Annotated in this window: 14 protein-coding genes; 1 reads left to right on the top strand and 13 read right to left on the bottom strand. The window is 60.0% G+C overall.

Annotated features, from left to right (window positions below):
• Positions 1-482: 482 nt before the first annotated feature.
• Entirely contained in the window at positions 483-1,250 is a 768-nt protein-coding gene (locus tag JFU48_RS24440; RefSeq protein ID WP_007965755.1) for an SDR family oxidoreductase, read from the bottom strand.
• 22 nt (positions 1,251-1,272) lie between these two features.
• The gene (locus JFU48_RS24435) at positions 1,273-2,340 is read right to left on the bottom strand and encodes a phosphotransferase family protein (protein ID WP_103484642.1); all 1,068 of its coding nucleotides are present in this window, start codon (positions 2,338-2,340) and stop codon (positions 1,273-1,275) included.
• A 190-nt stretch (positions 2,341-2,530) separates the two neighbouring features.
• Here JFU48_RS24435 and JFU48_RS24430 point away from each other — a divergent pair, with 190 nt between their 5' ends.
• The gene (locus JFU48_RS24430; RefSeq protein ID WP_003224052.1) at positions 2,531-2,926 is read left to right on the top strand and encodes a DUF4280 domain-containing protein; all 396 of its coding nucleotides are present in this window, start codon (positions 2,531-2,533) and stop codon (positions 2,924-2,926) included.
• A gap of 145 nt (positions 2,927-3,071) precedes the next feature.
• On the opposite strand, the gene JFU48_RS24425 is transcribed toward JFU48_RS24430, so the two are convergent.
• The 11 genes from JFU48_RS24425 to tssC all read right to left on the bottom strand — a co-directional run bounded on the left by JFU48_RS24425 (position 3,072) and on the right by tssC (position 15,498).
• Positions 3,072-3,614: a toxin-antitoxin system YwqK family antitoxin gene (locus tag JFU48_RS24425; RefSeq protein ID WP_103521746.1), complete on the bottom strand. Its 543-nt coding sequence runs from the start codon at positions 3,612-3,614 to the stop codon at positions 3,072-3,074.
• A gap of 12 nt (positions 3,615-3,626) precedes the next feature.
• Positions 3,627-5,636, bottom strand: a complete 2,010-nt coding sequence (gene tssI / locus JFU48_RS24420) for a type VI secretion system Vgr family protein (RefSeq protein ID WP_201137934.1) — start codon at positions 5,634-5,636, stop codon at positions 3,627-3,629.
• Between the two features lie 49 nt (positions 5,637-5,685).
• Positions 5,686-6,201 (bottom strand): hypothetical protein, encoded by a 516-nt coding sequence (locus JFU48_RS24415; RefSeq protein ID WP_003224057.1) that lies wholly within the window; start codon positions 6,199-6,201, stop codon positions 5,686-5,688.
• A gap of 59 nt (positions 6,202-6,260) precedes the next feature.
• Positions 6,261-6,896: a hypothetical protein gene (locus JFU48_RS24410; RefSeq protein ID WP_103484645.1), complete on the bottom strand. Its 636-nt coding sequence runs from the start codon at positions 6,894-6,896 to the stop codon at positions 6,261-6,263.
• A 129-nt stretch (positions 6,897-7,025) separates the two neighbouring features.
• On the bottom strand, positions 7,026-7,598 hold the full coding sequence (locus JFU48_RS24405; protein WP_003224062.1) for a hypothetical protein: 573 nt from the start codon (positions 7,596-7,598) through the stop codon (positions 7,026-7,028).
• Positions 7,599-7,656: 58 nt separating this feature from the next.
• Positions 7,657-10,197: a type VI secretion system ATPase TssH gene (gene tssH / locus JFU48_RS24400; protein ID WP_201137933.1), complete on the bottom strand. Its 2,541-nt coding sequence runs from the start codon at positions 10,195-10,197 to the stop codon at positions 7,657-7,659.
• A 1-nt stretch (position 10,198) separates the two neighbouring features.
• Entirely contained in the window at positions 10,199-11,224 is a 1,026-nt protein-coding gene (gene tssG / locus JFU48_RS24395; RefSeq protein ID WP_201137932.1) for a type VI secretion system baseplate subunit TssG, read from the bottom strand.
• Positions 11,188-12,981 (bottom strand): type VI secretion system baseplate subunit TssF, encoded by a 1,794-nt coding sequence (gene tssF / locus JFU48_RS24390; RefSeq protein WP_201137931.1) that lies wholly within the window; start codon positions 12,979-12,981, stop codon positions 11,188-11,190. The genes tssG and tssF overlap by 37 nt, the downstream gene beginning before the upstream one ends.
• Positions 12,965-13,408: a type VI secretion system baseplate subunit TssE gene (tssE, locus tag JFU48_RS24385; protein ID WP_201137930.1), complete on the bottom strand. Its 444-nt coding sequence runs from the start codon at positions 13,406-13,408 to the stop codon at positions 12,965-12,967. Before tssE ends, tssF begins: the two co-directional genes overlap by 17 nt.
• Positions 13,409-13,423: 15 nt before the next feature.
• Positions 13,424-13,921 carry an Hcp family type VI secretion system effector gene (locus tag JFU48_RS24380; RefSeq protein WP_003224073.1) on the bottom strand — a complete coding sequence of 166 codons (498 nt, stop codon included), beginning with the start codon at positions 13,919-13,921 and terminating at the stop codon, positions 13,424-13,426.
• Between the two features lie 92 nt (positions 13,922-14,013).
• Positions 14,014-15,498, bottom strand: coding sequence for a type VI secretion system contractile sheath large subunit (gene tssC, locus JFU48_RS24375; RefSeq protein ID WP_003224074.1), 1,485 nt, complete (start codon positions 15,496-15,498; stop codon positions 14,014-14,016).
• Positions 15,499-15,508: the final 10 nt, after the last annotated feature.

The following is a 15,508-nucleotide window of genomic DNA, read 5'->3' as shown; positions in this document are numbered from 1 at the left end:
TGAGTGGTCAGGTCTTCCGTCATGCGCGGTATTCGTGCGCGATTGCGGAAGTGGCTCTTCCATTCATCGCGGGTCGTCCTATGAATAATCCTGGGAAACGCGTGTATCTGCCGTTGTCGCTGGCTTTCTCTGTCGCGCTGTTAAGCGGCTGTGCCAGTCCTCCGCCACCGCCTCCTGCTGCACCTCCACCACCGCCGGTGCGTACCTGTCAGACTCTGGAAAACACTCAGGTGTCTGGCGATATGTACGTTGACGAGCAGGTTACTCGCCATATCACCACCACCCGGTGTGTCACGCAGTAGTGCTGTGGGGGCTTGCCGGTGCACTTTGTCAGGCAATTACCCAAGGTCACTGTCTTACAGATAACCCCTGTGGGAGCGGGCTTGCTCGCGAAGGCGGTGTGTCATTAAAGGCAATGCTGCCTGACACTCCGCCTTCGCGAGCAAGCCCGCTCCCACAGGGTTAATCATTTGTCAGAGAAATCAGGACAGGAACCCGCCATCCACATTCAGCGAAACCCCGGTGGTGTAGCTTGATGCGTCGCTCGCCAGGTACAGCACCGCACCAGCCATTTCACTCGGGTCGGCCACGCGCTTGAGCGGGATCTGCGTCAGCGCCTGCTTGAGGATCGCGTCGTTCTTCACCAGCGCCGAAGCGAACTTGGTGTCGGTCAGGCCCGGCAGCAGGGCGTTGCAACGGATGCCGAACTGCGCGCATTCCTTGGCGAAGACCTTGGTCATGTTGATCACCGCTGCTTTGGTCACCGAATAGATGCCCTGGAACACGCCCGGTGAAATCCCGTTGATCGAGGCGACGTTGATGATGCTGCCGCCACCGTTTTCGCGCATCAGCTTGCCGGCTTCCACCGACATGAAGAAGTAGCCACGAATGTTGACGTCGACGGTCTTCTGGAATGCGCCCAGATCGGTGTCCAGCACGTTGCAGAACTGCGGGTTGGTCGCGGCATTGTTGACCAGAATATCGAGGCGACCGAACTGTTCCTTGATCCCGGCGAACACCTGGCTGATCTGTTCCATTTCCCCGATATGGCAAGCCACGGCGGTGGCTTTGCCGCCGGCGGCGATGATGGCGTCGGCGACGTGCTGGCAGCCTTCGAGCTTGCGGCTCGAGACGATCACGTGGGCGCCTTGCTGGGCCAGCAGTTTGGCGATGGCTTCACCGATGCCACGGCTGGCGCCGGAGACGAATGCGATTTTGCCGTCGAGGTCGAACAACTGAGTCTTGGACATAAAGGTTCCTTGGTGTGGGCCGTCAGAGGCTCGATTTCGCAATGACCTGCAGGCTCATCTGCTCCAGCAGTTTGTTCATGTGAATGAACTGCGCGAAGCGTTTGTCCTGGGTCTGGCCGTGGTAGAAGCGGTAGTAGATCTGCTGCACGATGCCGGCCAGGCGGAACAGGCCGTAGGTGTAGTAGAAGTCGAAATTGTCGATCTGGATGCCCGAGCGTTCGGCGTAGTAATCGACGAACTCGCGGCGGGTCAGCATGCCCGGGGCGTGGCTCGGCTGGCGGCGCATCAGTTGCACGGGCGCCGGATCATCTGCCTGAATCCAGTAGGCGAGGGTGTTGCCCAGGTCCATCAGCGGATCGCCCAAGGTCGTCAGTTCCCAGTCGAGCACGCCGATGATCTGCATCGGGTTGTTCGGGTCGAGGATCACGTTGTCGAAGCGATAGTCGTTGTGGACGATGCTCGACGTCGGATGGTCGGCCGGCATCTTGTCGTTGAGCCAGGCTTTGACTTTCTCCCAGTGCGGCGCGTCCGGGGTCAGGGCTTTTTCGTAGCGCTCGCTCCAGCCCTTGATCTGGCGGGCGACGTAGCCTTCCGGCTTGCCCAGATCGCCGAGGCCGCAGGCGTTGTAGTCAACCCGATGCAGCTCAACGAAACGGTCGATGAAGCTCTTGCACAGTGCTTCGGTTTTCGCCGCATCGAGGCCCAGTTCCGGCGGCAGGTCGGAGCGCAGGATGATGCCCTTGACCCGCTCCATCACATAGAACTCGGCACCGATCACCGACTCGTCGGTGCAGTGCACGTAGGCTTTCGGGCAGTACGGGAAACCGTCGCGCAGTTGATTGAGGATGCGGAATTCGCGGCCCATGTCGTGGGCGGATTTGGCCTTGTGGCCGAACGGCGGCCGGCGCAGGACGAATTCCTGCTGCGGGTATTCCAGAAGGTAGGTCAGGTTCGACGCACCGCCAGGAAACTGGCTGATCTGCGGGGTGCCGGTCAGGCCCGGAATGTGCGCCTTGAGGTACGGATCGATCAGGCTGGCATCGAGTTCTTCGCCATCGCGGATCCGGGTGGACTGGTCAGTAAGCGCCATGCTTATCCCTTCTGCTTATTTTGGAGGCCAGACATCATTGGCTAATCTAATGGTGCGCTCGGGTGCTAACAAGCGCGGGTCGGTCTTATAGGTTAGCGTGTTGCACGATAATCACCTTTGGGAATGTGCGCGGCGGGCTGTGGGCGACTAAGGTTTAGCGGGTATGCCGTGTCCAGCAAGGAGCTTTGAAATGGGCTGCCCGCAAGTCTGTGCCAGCGCCACCCTGCAATGCAGTTTCGGCGCCGCGCCGGCGGTGCTTAACGTGCTGCCGGTCAACCGCACGCTGACCGGCGGGATGCCGGCGGCGAACATCATGGATCACATCCCGCTGGTCAATATCATGCCGTTCGGTGTGTGCATGAGCATGGCCAATCCGATGGTGGCGGCCGCGACGGCTGCGGCATTGGGAGTGCTGACGCCGATGCCGTGTATTCCGGCGACGGCGACGCCGTGGATTCCCGGCGGCGCACCGACCCTGTTGCTCGGCGGGATGCCGGCGATCGATGCCAACAGCACCCTGATGTGCAACTGGGCGGGGGTGATCAAGATTGCGATGCCGGGGCAGATGCAGATGCTCATTCCTTGAGTTTTGTGCTGGATGTGCCGGCCTCTTCGCGAGCAAGCCCGCTCCCACAGGGTTTTGTGTTGTGAATGGAATCGTGTGAACACCACTGGCCACTGTGGGAGCGGGCTTGCTCGCGAAGAGGCCAGTCCTGGCAAAAAGAAAACCCTCAAGCCTGCTGCGGATCCATCCACCGCTGATACCACCAGCGCACCCGCGAAATCGGCTTGCCATCCGCCCCCAGCGGCCGGCCATCCTCGGCGAACCCGGTTTCCGGCTCCATCAGTTGACCATTCAGATACCGCGCCTCAGCCGCCGGTTTGCCGTTCGGATGAAAGCGCTGATAACGCCCCTCACGCACGCCATCGCGGTAAAACTCGGCCTCGGCCACCTGCCCATCGGGAAAGTAGTTGAACGCCTCGCCGTGCAATAACCCGCGCCGATACGTCGCCTTGCGCTGCAACCAACCCTCGGAGGAATAGAAATTCGCGACCCCTTGCAGCTTGTCGTGCACGAATGGCATCTGCGCCGAGACCTTGCCGTTGGGGTGATAGAGCAATGACATGCCCTGCAGCTCTCCCTGGTGGTAATTCAGATCGGCCTGCTTACGTCCGTCATCCTTGAGCTGCAGCGCGCCGTCGAGCTGACCGTCCTGCAAGCGGCCCTTGAGCTGTTTGTCATCCTCCTGCAAATCCAGCGGTGTGATCGCCATGACGGCTCCTTGTCAGTTGACCTGCACCAGACCGCCCTTGATGGTCAGCATGCCGCCACCGTCCACGGTCTGTGAGGCGGCGCCCTTGTTGGTCAGGCTGATCCCGGCGTCGTTGGTCAGCGTGGTTCCGGCCTTGTTGTCCAGCGACGTACCGGCCTGATTGGTCATGGCCGTGCCGGCCTTTTGCGTGATCGAGGTGCTGGCCGAGGTCGCCAGGTCAGCGCCGCTCTTGATGGTGAAACTGCCACCGCTTTGCAGGGTGAGGGTGCCGCTGACCTTGATCGTCAGGTTGCCGTCCACCGTCAGGCTGTAGTCGCCGGTGACCTTGTCGGTGTAGTTGCCGCCGGTGCTGTGGTTTTGATCGGCACCGACTTTCACCGTACGGCTGTCCTTCACATCGAGGCTGTCGCTGCCGGTCTGAATCGTGACGCTGCGCTTGCCTTTTTCCAGGGTCACGGTTTCGTCGCCGTCCTTGACCGTGCGGGTGCGGGCGTTTTGTACGGTGAGGGTTTCGTCATGGCCGACGGTGGCGGTGGTGTCGTTGAGCACATTGATCTTCAAGTCTTTCTGCGCCTGCAGAAACACTTCTTCGGCATCCTTCTTGTCCTCAAAGCGCAGCTCGTTGAAACCGCCACCACCCTTGGACGATTGAGTCTTGATCCCCGACTGCGTCTGATTGGCCGGCAGCGCATAGGGCAGGGCGTTGTCGCCGTTGTACACGCAACCGGTGACCAGCGGCCGATCCGGGTCGCCGTCGATAAAGGTCACGATGACTTCCTGGCCGATACGCGGCACGAACTGCATGCCGAAGCCCTTGCCGCTCCACGGCAACACCACGCGTACCCAGCAGGAGCTGGTTTCGTCATTCTTACCGTCGCGATCCCACGGGAACTGCAACTTGATCCGGCCGTATTCGTCCGTCCAGATTTCTTCGCCGGACTTGCCGACGACGATGGCAGTCTGCGGATGCATGCGCGGTTTCGGTGTGCTGCGTTGTGGGCGAAACGGCGTGGTTTTGGGGATGGCTTCGAAGCGGTTGCGATAGCTTTCGTGGCTGGCGTCGTGGGTGACCCTCGTGACGATCCAATCGATGTTCAGGCTCGCGTCTTCGTGGCCGTCGAGAGTGAACCAATGGCCCGGGATCAACCAACGACAATCGCTTTCACCGACGAAGCGTTTCTCCTCACTGCGAAGCCCGTCGACCCGTTGTTTGGTCAGCGCATCACCCCGGGCTTTTGCGTTGTAGCCGCCGGGATGCTCATAGATCGAACGCGGTCCGGCCACGGCTTCGGCCTGGCCGAAGAGCGAAGTGGTCGGCGTGGTGAATTCGTAATCCGTTGCCTTGTAAACGCCCGCCACGGCTTGTAGGCAGACCTGGCCTGAGCGGATGCCATGCAACTCACGCTCACCCATTTGCTGGCCCAGATACTTGACTTTCGGGCCGTTGGGGATCTGTACGAAGGCGTCATTGCTGTCGCCCAGCACCAGCGTGTGCTTGCCCTCGTCGTGGGTGAAAAACCAGAAGATGCCTTCCTCTTCCAGCAGGCGAGAGACGAAGGCGAAATCGGTTTCGCCGTACTGCACGCAGTATTCGCGGGGGGTGTAGCTGCCGGTCAGAGAGAGTTTGAAATCGGTGAAGCCGTGGGCCTTGAAGATCGTGGTGATGATGTCCGAGGTGGTGAGGTTCTGGAATACCCGGTTGTTGCTGGCCAGGGTCAGCCACCAGAGCCACGGACGCAATACGAGTTGATAGCGCTCGGCGGTGGCGTCAGCAGGGAGTTGGCGGATTTCGGCGACCAAGGCATCGAACGGGCGCAACTTAGCGTCGTTGTGCAATGTGGTGGTGACGTGAGTGGCGACGGCGCTGGTCAGGGTGAGGGGGGGGCCGTCGTTGAGGCCGTTGAGGGTTTGCGAACAGAGCGAGTTGAGGGCTTCTTCACCGGACAACCACTCAGGGTAAAGCGCCGACAGTGCGGCGGCGGTCAACGAAAGCGTTGCGTTACTGTCGGTGGCACGAGGCATTGGGCGGCCTTGATGAGGTGGTTGCAGCGTTCATGAAGCGGATTCGGTTCTAAAGAGAATTAAAGTTCAAATTGGGCATCATCGACATCACTGCCTCCATGTCACTTTGTTTTCGGAACTGCTTCCATAACCCAGGGAAATGGTCGTTGGCAGGCTGTAGCCAATTAAACAGAGGGCTTTTATAAAAGCAGGTACCGTCACTGACGGCTTGTTGCGGCAGATCCCGAGTCGTGCCCCATACAATGGCGTTGGGCCTTAGGTTCGCCAAGCCTTGAGCAATAGGTTGAAGTTCACCAATACTAATATGTGTTTCTCCAACTTCGCAGGCTGCGAGCACAATAAAGCAACTACCGCAATTGCCGATCATGTTGTGCAAGCCGGTATGTCTGTCCATTTTTACCATGGTGCTGCCGTGGCCAATAATAATTAGCATTCCTCCAAAGGCATCTCTCCAGCCGAGACTCGTCGGGGCAATCAGATCGCAAATGCCAGAGTATTTTGCCCACAGCTTTTTTGCTGCTTTCTTTCCGTCCTCATCGATGTAAGTCAGTAGTGTGTCTTTCATGTTTGCTGGCTCATTGAATTTAATCGCGGGCTGCCATGCTGTTTTAATAGATGGCGTTTTTATGGTCGCTCATACGGTGGTTCTTTTTTTAGTTCGATAAAAGCCAGATTGGCTCGGTCACCCGAGAGTGTTTTCAATGTTCTCTGTGGGGTGTCATTGCCATCCAGTGTTCCGAATTTTTTAAGAAAAACGATGGAGAAAAAGTACTCCGGATGGTTGGCTGCCAGCGTTGCGAATTTGGCAGTGCAACTCAAAGGCCAGCCATGTAGCGAATGACTTGGCTTTCTGTCAGTCGGCGTACATGGGCTGTGTGTGAGGTAAACGGTTACATACTTGACGTCTTCGGCGATGGCGACGGCTGTATCAAAATAATCGATAAGAAACTCTTCCGCGTGTCCTTCGGGCACAACGCCAAGTTCTGCGGGGTCTCCCTCTGCGAGTTCCGCGTTGATAGCGACTTGCCGAGCATCAATGGCTGCCTGCATTTCGTTTCGGGGCACATTGCTGATTTGAAGTTGGACGTAAGCCTTTATCAGTTGCGCGCCAGCGTCCTCCTTTGACTCAAACAGAAAACACGTTTTGCACATTTTGTGGTTGTTGTGCTGGAACGTCAGGAGCGCGTGGACTTTTTTATTTCCAGTGTTGCGTTTGTGCAGCTCTGCAATACCTTCTTGAACGGAATTAAACTGTTCCATGGTCTTCAATCCTCGAAAAGGGGGGCGAAAAAGGGCACGAATCTATTTTTTTCATAAATAAATCTGTCCCCTTTGATTTCGTTCCCTTTGATTCATTGATGTGCCCTCTGTTGGAAAATGCGGGTGAGATTATTTGTGGTAGTTGGTTATAAAGTTGAAAGGTGCAGAAAGTTGTTTTGAGCGATCGATGGGCAGTCCGTGTGGGTACGTGTCAATGTTGCACAGGTAAGCCTTGAATTGACCCTCCACATCTCGAGACCATGAGTCCCCGCGATTCAAGGTGAGATCAAGCAGTTCGCAATTTTTTTGGCTGGTGGCTATGACCACGACCCATCTGTGATCAGCAACAAAACCGCCTAATTTGTAAACGTCACGGGTGATCGATTCCTGTAAGTTTGCGCCGCCGAATAAGCCGTTCGTGCTTTCTACTTTTATTTCAATGGCGTAGGTCTCATCTTGCAGTTCGAAATAGAAATCGACCTTTTCGCTGGAGTAAGGCTCTGGGTAACTGATTTCGCGAATTTTCGTTGTGATGCCGTAACCACGTCGTAGATGGTGAGCTATCTCAACTTGCGCAGCGCTCTCCCAAGGACCTTCAGAAACCCAGCTCTTCGTAAATTGACTTGGTTCATCGGTATCTTGCAGCTTTGGGTGTACACCTGCTGCCTGCAGCACCGCATTCAAAAAATCCGCTTCTGTCATTACTCCGTCTCCTGCGCGGGTGCCATTTTTGTGTTTCGTCAATTCTCGTTGGCGGCGGTCATTCCAACACCCACTCCGCCAACTTCCCCGTCACCTGCGTCATCAACACATTCTCGACATCCCGCGCACCCGCCGCGCTGCACTTGGCGAGCACCGCTTTCACAATTCCCGAATCAAACTCGAACTGTTTGCCCGTCGCCGCCTTGTAGCGGCCACGCAGTTTTTCCAGCTTCGCCAGCACAATACCTTCCAGCGTCGCCTCATCCAGCGGCCGATACGCAACCACCGTCATGCGCGCCAGAAACGCCGGGCGGAAGGCTTGCAAAAGGACTTTGTGCAGCGCTTCGTTGAAAGCTTCAGAGCCGATCTGTGACGCGGGAGTGTCGAGCAACAGTTCAGCGCCGACATTGCTGGTGGCGAGCATCACGGTGTTTTTGAAGTCCACCACCAAACCGGTGCCGTCCTCCATCAAGCCTTTGTCGAACACGTTGTAAAACGCTTCCAGCACATCCGGATGCGCCTTCTCGATTTCATCCAACAACACCACCGAATACGGTTTGCGCCGCACGGCTTCGGTGAGCACGCCGCCGCTTCCGTAACCGACGTAGCCAGGCGGTGCGCCCTTGAGCTGGCTGACGGTGTGGGCTTCCTGATATTCGGAAAGATTGATGCTGATCAGATTGCGTTCGCCGCCATATAAAGCATCCGCCAAGGCGTACGCGGTTTCGGTTTTGCCGACGCCGGTGGGGCCGACCAGCAGGAACACCCCCACCGGTTTTTGCGGATCGGTCAGCCCGGCGCGATAAGCCTGCAAACGTTGGGCGATGGTGTTGAGCGCGGTGCTTTGCCCCATCACCCGTTGGCCCATGCGGGTGCCGAGGGTGCGCACGGCATGGGCTTCGTCGGCGAGCATTTTGCCGACGGGGATGCCGGTCCATCCGGCTATGACGGCAGCGACGGTTTTGGTGTCGACTTGTTCGGGCACCAGCGGATCGTCCTGGCGGATCGCATCCAGTCCCGCCTCAAGGCGCAGCAGCTCGGCGGCCAGATGATCGATGCGACTGTCGGTGGCTTCATCGGGTTTGTCACTGTCGGCGCGTTCGCTGAGGTCGAGCAGTTCGCGGCGGGTGTCGAGCAGCTCGCGCACCGCTACGCGTTCTTCGCTCCAACGGGTTTCCAGTTCGCGGATGGCTTGCACGTTGCCGCCAGATTCGCTTTCCAGCAGGGTGATGCGTTCGCGATGATCCAGCCCCGTGGCTTGCTCACGCCGCAAACGTTCGACTTCGTCCTTGAGGCTGTTCTGCCGGTGGCGCAGGCTTTCCAGCGGCGGTGGCACGTCGTGCTGGCCGAGGGCGACCCGGGCGCAGGCGGTGTCGAGGACGCTGATGGCTTTGTCTGGCAATTGGCGGCCAGAGATGTAGCGGTGCGAGAGTTTCACCGCTTCATGGATCGCCGCGTCGAGCACTTGCACGCCGTGGTGCTGTTCGAGTTTGGCGGCGACGCCACGGAGCATTTCCACGGCGGTAATTTCGTCTGGCTCCTCAACCTGCACCAATTGAAAGCGGCGGGCGAGGGCGGGGTCTTTTTCGAAGTATTTTTTATATTCCATCCACGTGGTGGCGGCGAGGGTGCGCAACTCGCCGCGAGCCAGTGCCGGTTTCAAAAGATTGGCCGCATCGCTGCCGCCCTCGGCTCCGCCTGCGCCGATCAAGGTATGAGCCTCGTCGATGAACAGGATGATCGGTTTGTCGGCACTGCGCACCGCGTCGATCACGCCTTTGAGCCGCTGTTCGAATTCACCTTTGACCCCGGCGCCGGCCTGCAACAGACCGAGGTCGAGCACGCGCAAACTGACTTCCTGCAATGACGGCGGCACGTCGCCGGCAGCGATGCGCAGGGCCAGACCTTCGACCACGGCGGTTTTGCCCACGCCCGGTGCACCGACCAGAATCGGATTGTTCTGGCGGCGGCGAAGAAGAATGTCGATGCACTGACGGATCTCACCGTCTCGGCCAACGATCGGGTCGATGCGTCCGGCATGTGCATCGGCGGTCAGATCCTGGGTGTATTGATCGAGCACCGAGTCCTGCCGTGGCGCGGCGCTTCCCGTTGAAGTGGTTCGCGGACCGACATGCTCACGAGAGTGCTCCGTCCACTCTAATAAATTGGCCCGCAGCGCTTCCTTGGGAATCCGCAGCAACGATGAGGCGCTGTTGAGCAACAGACTGCGGCGCTCGTCGCGATCAATCAACGCCAGCAACAACAGCCCGGAGCGAATACTGTCGAGGCCCAGCACACTGGCCTGCACCACCGCGTCTTCCAGCAACCCTAAAGTGTGCGACGACAACGCCGGCGTACGCGTGCTACCCGCCTTGAACAGGTCCAGCGCCTTGTTGATTTCCGCGGTCAGCGCATCCCGCTCCAGGCCGAAACGTGGCAGCAGAAACGCAAAATCGCCGCCCTCGATGTCGAGCAGTTCCAGCAACAGATGCTCGATCTCGACAAAGTGATGCCCGCGCTGCAAACAGCGCTGGGCGGCGCGTTCGAGGGCGCGGCGGTTGTCCGGGTTGAGGCGTCCGATCAGGCTGGCGAGTTCCATGTCAGGCGATCTCCAACTGACGAAGACGGGTTTCGATGCGCTGCACCGCGAGGCTGGCCTGACGCTGCAAACCACCGTTCCAGCTGAGCAGGGGCGGTGCCTGGCGCCCGAGCTTCAGCGGCCCGGCACCGCGCACCAGCAGCACCAGCGTCACGTCCAGATCCGGGCCGAAGTACAACGCCGCAAGGCTGGCCAATGCGGGGTGCGCTTCGCCGTCCGGCAGAAATCGGCTCGCCTGTGTTGAGGGCAGCGGCCCGAGGGTCAGGCGAATACCGGCGTGTTCATCCCAGACTCGAGTGCCTGCTACCGCCGTACGCCCCAGTTGCAGATTGCGCCCACCTGGCTTGATGACACTGCGGCTGGCAGGCGGAATTTCGCGCCAGGCGCCTTCATAGGCACTGAGTTCCACCGGCATGGCGAACTGCTCGCGGACAATCGCTGCGAACCCGGCCAGCGAGCGCCGGCAATCGGCGAACAACGCGGTGCAGGCCAGCACTGCACAATCGGGAACCGCCTGACGCTCCTGCAAGGCCTTGGGCAACAGGCCGGTAAGGGCGCGCAATTGTGCCTGTACCGGCGAGGCGCCCGGTGTGACAAAGCCAAGCGCGATGCGGTGCTTGCGCATCACCTTGTAGAGCAGGCTGAGCAGCCGATGCTGGAACAGATCGAGGAACTCGGCCGGGGCGTGATCCTTGGCCCGCGCCCGTTGTTGCAGCCACTCCTGATAGGCATAGGGCAGCGGGCCGTCGGGGCCGCCGAGGCCGAACATCGGGGTGTCGAGGATTAACGGCTGGCCCGGTTCTTCGCGCAGGTTTTCGATCTGGCTGGTGGGAAACAGCGGTGTCAGCGGTCCGCGCAATTTCAGCGCTTCGGCCTGGGGCGAGGTGCCGCTGCCCAGGGATTCGGCTTGCGGTTGTTCGCGCTCGAGCAGTAACAATGCCTGCAACAATTCGAACGCCTGCGGATAGCGGCGCAGTCGTTGGCTCAGGGTCAGAGCGACAGGGGCATGCCGGCTTGGGGTTGCCATGCCTTGATCTCCTTGTCGGACTGCATCAACACCGTGCGCACAAAGCGATTGGCTGTGGCGTACACCGAAAAGAACTGCGCCAGCACGGCAGAAAACAACACCGCGCTGCTACCGACGAAGTGCTGCGGATCGAGCTGCAACTGCACCTCCAGCCCATTGCGCCAGCCGCGCCAGGCATCGACGCCGACATGGCCGATCACCCGTTCGCAACGCAGGCTCAGCAGGCCCTCGATCTGGCGCAGCGCACTGGCTTCGTCGCGCAGGTTGTGCAGGTGCAGCATTTCTTTCAAGGCGTCGAGTGCCTGCGGGCCTTCGACCAGCGACAAGTGATTGAGGGTCAGTTGCGACACCAGTCGCCAGCGTGAATCACCGTCCAGACGCGGCAGGCTTTGCGGGCTCGGCGGGTTGCGCAGGCGTGCCCAGGCGATTGGCCCGGGACGTTCGAAACCCAGCGGTGTGCCGGCGGGCAGGCTCTGCGCCAGATGCCGGTTGGTACACAGCAGTTCGGCGGTGAGGCTGTAATCCGGCAGTTCGCTCAACGGGTCGAAACGGGTGTCGACCACACTCACCAACAGGTCGCTGCCGAGCCGGTTCGGGGTCATGCTGCTGACCCGTCGCGCATGCCAGTAGCGTTGCTGATCGCCACCGCTATGCTGGCTGCCGTAATACGCTGGCAGCCGTTGCACACCGTTGCCGGAGCTGGCGCGCAGGCTGCGAATGCTGTGGATCTCGACGCTGTTCTCGCGGTGACTGTCGGCAATCAAACGGTACTCGCTGCGGGTGCCGTCCGGGCGCAGTGGCTCGGAGGTCCGCGGGAACAGGTTGATCGCCGGAGCGCAGCCCAGGGCGATATCACTGGCCTGCAAATGCAGGCGGCTGGCCGGAGCGCGGTCGAAAACGATGTACAGGTACAGCGTCTGGCTGTCGCTGCTGACGCCGCTCAACGGCAGATCGAAAAATTGAAATTTGTCCGGGAAAGCAAAGTACTCCGCCAGCAGGCGCATGCCCGGGTGCACGCCGTCCTCGTCCGGCAGCAGGACCTCGTCATCGCTGAAACCGACGATCGTCGGCAAACCGTTCACCGGGGTCGGAATACTTCCTGGCGAACCGGCCAGCACCTGTACCGCGTGAGCGCCGAGCAGGTCATACAGACAGGCATTGATCACCGGCGAAGCGGTGAGATGAATGCGCAGTTGGCCGATGCCCAGTTCCGTCCATTGACTCTCGCCCAGGCAACGCAAGCTCAGGCGCAATGCCGAACGCGCCTGCACGACACCGGTCAGCGCCTGGGCTTCATCGCCGCCGAGCAATAACGCTTCGCTGACCTCTATCGGCCACAAATGCACGGCGGCCGAGGTGCGAAAGTGGATGCTCTCACCCTTGCTGGTGGTGACGAACAATGGGGTGTCACGGGGCAGGGGATAGCCCTCGTCGAGGTTGCCCTTGCTCGGGTCCGGCTCGAACTGCACGATGGCGCAGGAGGGCAATGGCCGCACGGCCAATGGATAAAGCTGTTCAAGCAAGGCATCACTGAACTCTGCATAGTCGTCGTCGAGTCTGCGTTGCAGACGTGCGGCGAGCAGGGCAAAGCCTTCGAGCAAGCGTTCGACATGCGGGTCGGGACACTCGCCCGGTGACAGCTCAAGGCGCCGCGCGACTTTCGGATAACGCTCGGCAAACTGGCTGCCGGCATGGCGCAGCCAGGTCAGCTCGCGCTGGTAGTAGTCGAGCAGTTGCGGGTCAATCGAGTCGCTCATGGCGCACCTCCAACCCTTGGCTGCCAGGTTCGATGACAAACGCCACCGGCCAATATTGCAGGCCGCTGCGCAGCTCGCCGAGCAGACGGATGCTTAAACGTTGCGGCTGGTCGGGCAGGGGATTGACCTGGACCTCGCCCAGTTTCAGGCGCGGCTCGAAATGGTTGATGGCTTCGCGGATCTCCCGCGCCAGTCGACGACGGTCATCGCTGCGCTGTTGTTGCAGGGCGCTCCAATCCGCAATGCCGTAGTCGATAACGCTCGGTGGCTGGGTGAGGGCGCGCGGGCCACGACGGGTGTTGAACAGGCGCGCCAACTCGGCATGCACCGAGTCGAGCAAACCCTGGCGATCGAACGCCTGCACGCTGTCGACCTCGCCGGATGCGAGGCGTTCGAACAGCGGCGGGAGCATGCCGGTGCCTGCCATGACCAAGGCGCCGGGTTAGCTGACGAGCTTGTTGGCGGCCATGTCCCACGTCGACGCGGCAGTGCCTTCCTTGGTGCCATCGTCTTTCTGTGCGGTGAGTTCCCATTTGATTTTGGTGAAGTTCAGCGACAGGGTTTCTACCGGTTTGCCCCCGGTACCGCCGCTGACACTGACGTTGGAAATCACTACGTTGGTCAGGGTGTAGATGATGAACGGCAGCAGTTGCCCGCTGCCTTCGGCGGCGTTGCGGCCGATGGTGATCTTGGCTTCCGGAATCGGTTTGCCGGCACAGCAGTATTCGTTGAGGGACGGCGTCGAGGTATCGACGAATTTGGTCAGGGTGAACTCACCGACGTGGGGTTTGCCCGAGGTTCGCTCGGAGTTGCTGACGTCGTTGGTCACTTGCATGGCCACGTTGTGGCTGTAGGACATGACTTCGATTTTGTCCGTATAACCTTCGAGCAGGCTGTCACCTTTGATGTCGCCGCCAAGGTCGAGAATGATTGCATCCATCGCTTGAAACTCCTGAAGAAATTCACAAATAGACTGAGCTCAGAACCTGTGGCGAGGGAGCAAGCTCCCTCGCCACAGAGGTTTCATCAACTTCAAGCCGCTACCGGTGGCGGCAGGGTCGCCACCAGACGGATCGATGCAGTCAACTCCTCCAGCTGGAAGTGCGGCCGCAGGAACACCGTCGCCCGGTAGGCGCCCGGCTTGCCGGCCACTTCGGTAACGTCCACCCGCGCTTCACGCAACGGGTACTGCGCCTTGATTTCCTGCGGCGCGTTGTCGTTGATCAGCACGTAGTCGGCGATCCAGTTGTTGAGGTAGGTCTGCACGTTGTCGCGGGTCATGAAGCTGCCGACCTTGTCGCGCATGATGACCTTCAGGTAGTGAGCGAAACGCGAGGCTGCCAGCACGTACGGCAACATCGCCGAGATCCGTGCGTTGGCGTTGGCCTCGTTGGTGTTGTAGACCTTGGATTTGTTGGTGGTCTGACCGCCGAAGAACACGGCGACGTCGCTGTTCTTCTTGTGGCACAGCGCGATGAAACCGAGGTCGTTGAGTTCTTTTTCGCGGCGGTCGGTGATTGCCACTTCGGTCGGGCACTTCAGTGACAGATCGCCGGAACTGGTGCGGAAAGTGTGCGCCGGCAGGCCCTCGACCGCGCCGCCGCCTTCAGCACCACGGATCGCCGCGCACCAGCCGTACTTGGCAAAGGCTTCGGTGATGCGTTGCGACAGCGCCCACGCCGCGTTACCCCACAGGTATTTGCTGTGGTCGGTGCCGTTGACGTCTTCAACGTAGGTGATGCCTTCCACGGGGGAGGTGTCCGGCCCGTAAGGCAGGCGCAGCAGGAAGTGCGGCAGCACCAGCGACACGTAGCGCGAGTCTTCACTTTCGCGGAACGAGCGCCACTTGATCAGCTCCTGGCTCTCGAAGACTTTCGACAGGTCACGTGGCACCGCCAGTTCGGTGAAGCTGTTCATGTCGAACAGCCGTGGGCTGGCAGCGGCAATGAACGGTGCGTGCGCGGCAGCGGCGACGTTCGACAGTTTTTCCAGCAGACCGATGTCCTGCGGATGGCGGCCGAAGGTGTAGTCGCCCACCAGCAGGCTGAACGGGTGTCCGCCGAAGGTGCCGTATTCCTCTTCGTAGATCTTTTTGAACAGCGCGCTCTGGTCGAATTCGACGGCTTTTTCCAGGTCGTTCTGCAGTTCTTTCTGTGTGACGTTGAGCAGGCGCAATTTCAGCCGGGTGCTGGTTTCCGTGTTCTGCACCAGCATGTGCAGGCCGCGCCACGAGGCTTCGAGTTTCTGAAAGTCGGTGTGGTGCAGCACCTCGTTGAGCTGGGCGCTGATCAGTTGGTCGATCTGGCTGATGCGGTCATTGATCATCGCCACAGTGTCCTTGTCGATGGCCATGCCTTCGTCAAGCACCTGGGTGGCGAACTCCGCGAGCATGTCGCGGGCGTAATCCTGCTGACTGTCATCGTGAGCCATGCGGCCCTCGGCGATGATCCGGTCGAGCAGGGATAAGGTTTCGGCTGCAGCATTCTCGCTGGCTTGATTCTGGGCGGCGGCGGGCATGACGGATGCT

The sequence above is a fragment of the Pseudomonas sp. TH49 genome (genome assembly GCF_016650625.1).
Lineage (GTDB): Bacteria > Pseudomonadota > Gammaproteobacteria > Pseudomonadales > Pseudomonadaceae > Aquipseudomonas > Aquipseudomonas fluorescens_H.
The sequence above is the reverse complement of the archived record's forward strand: the minus strand, read 5'-3'. Positions and strand labels throughout refer to the sequence as shown.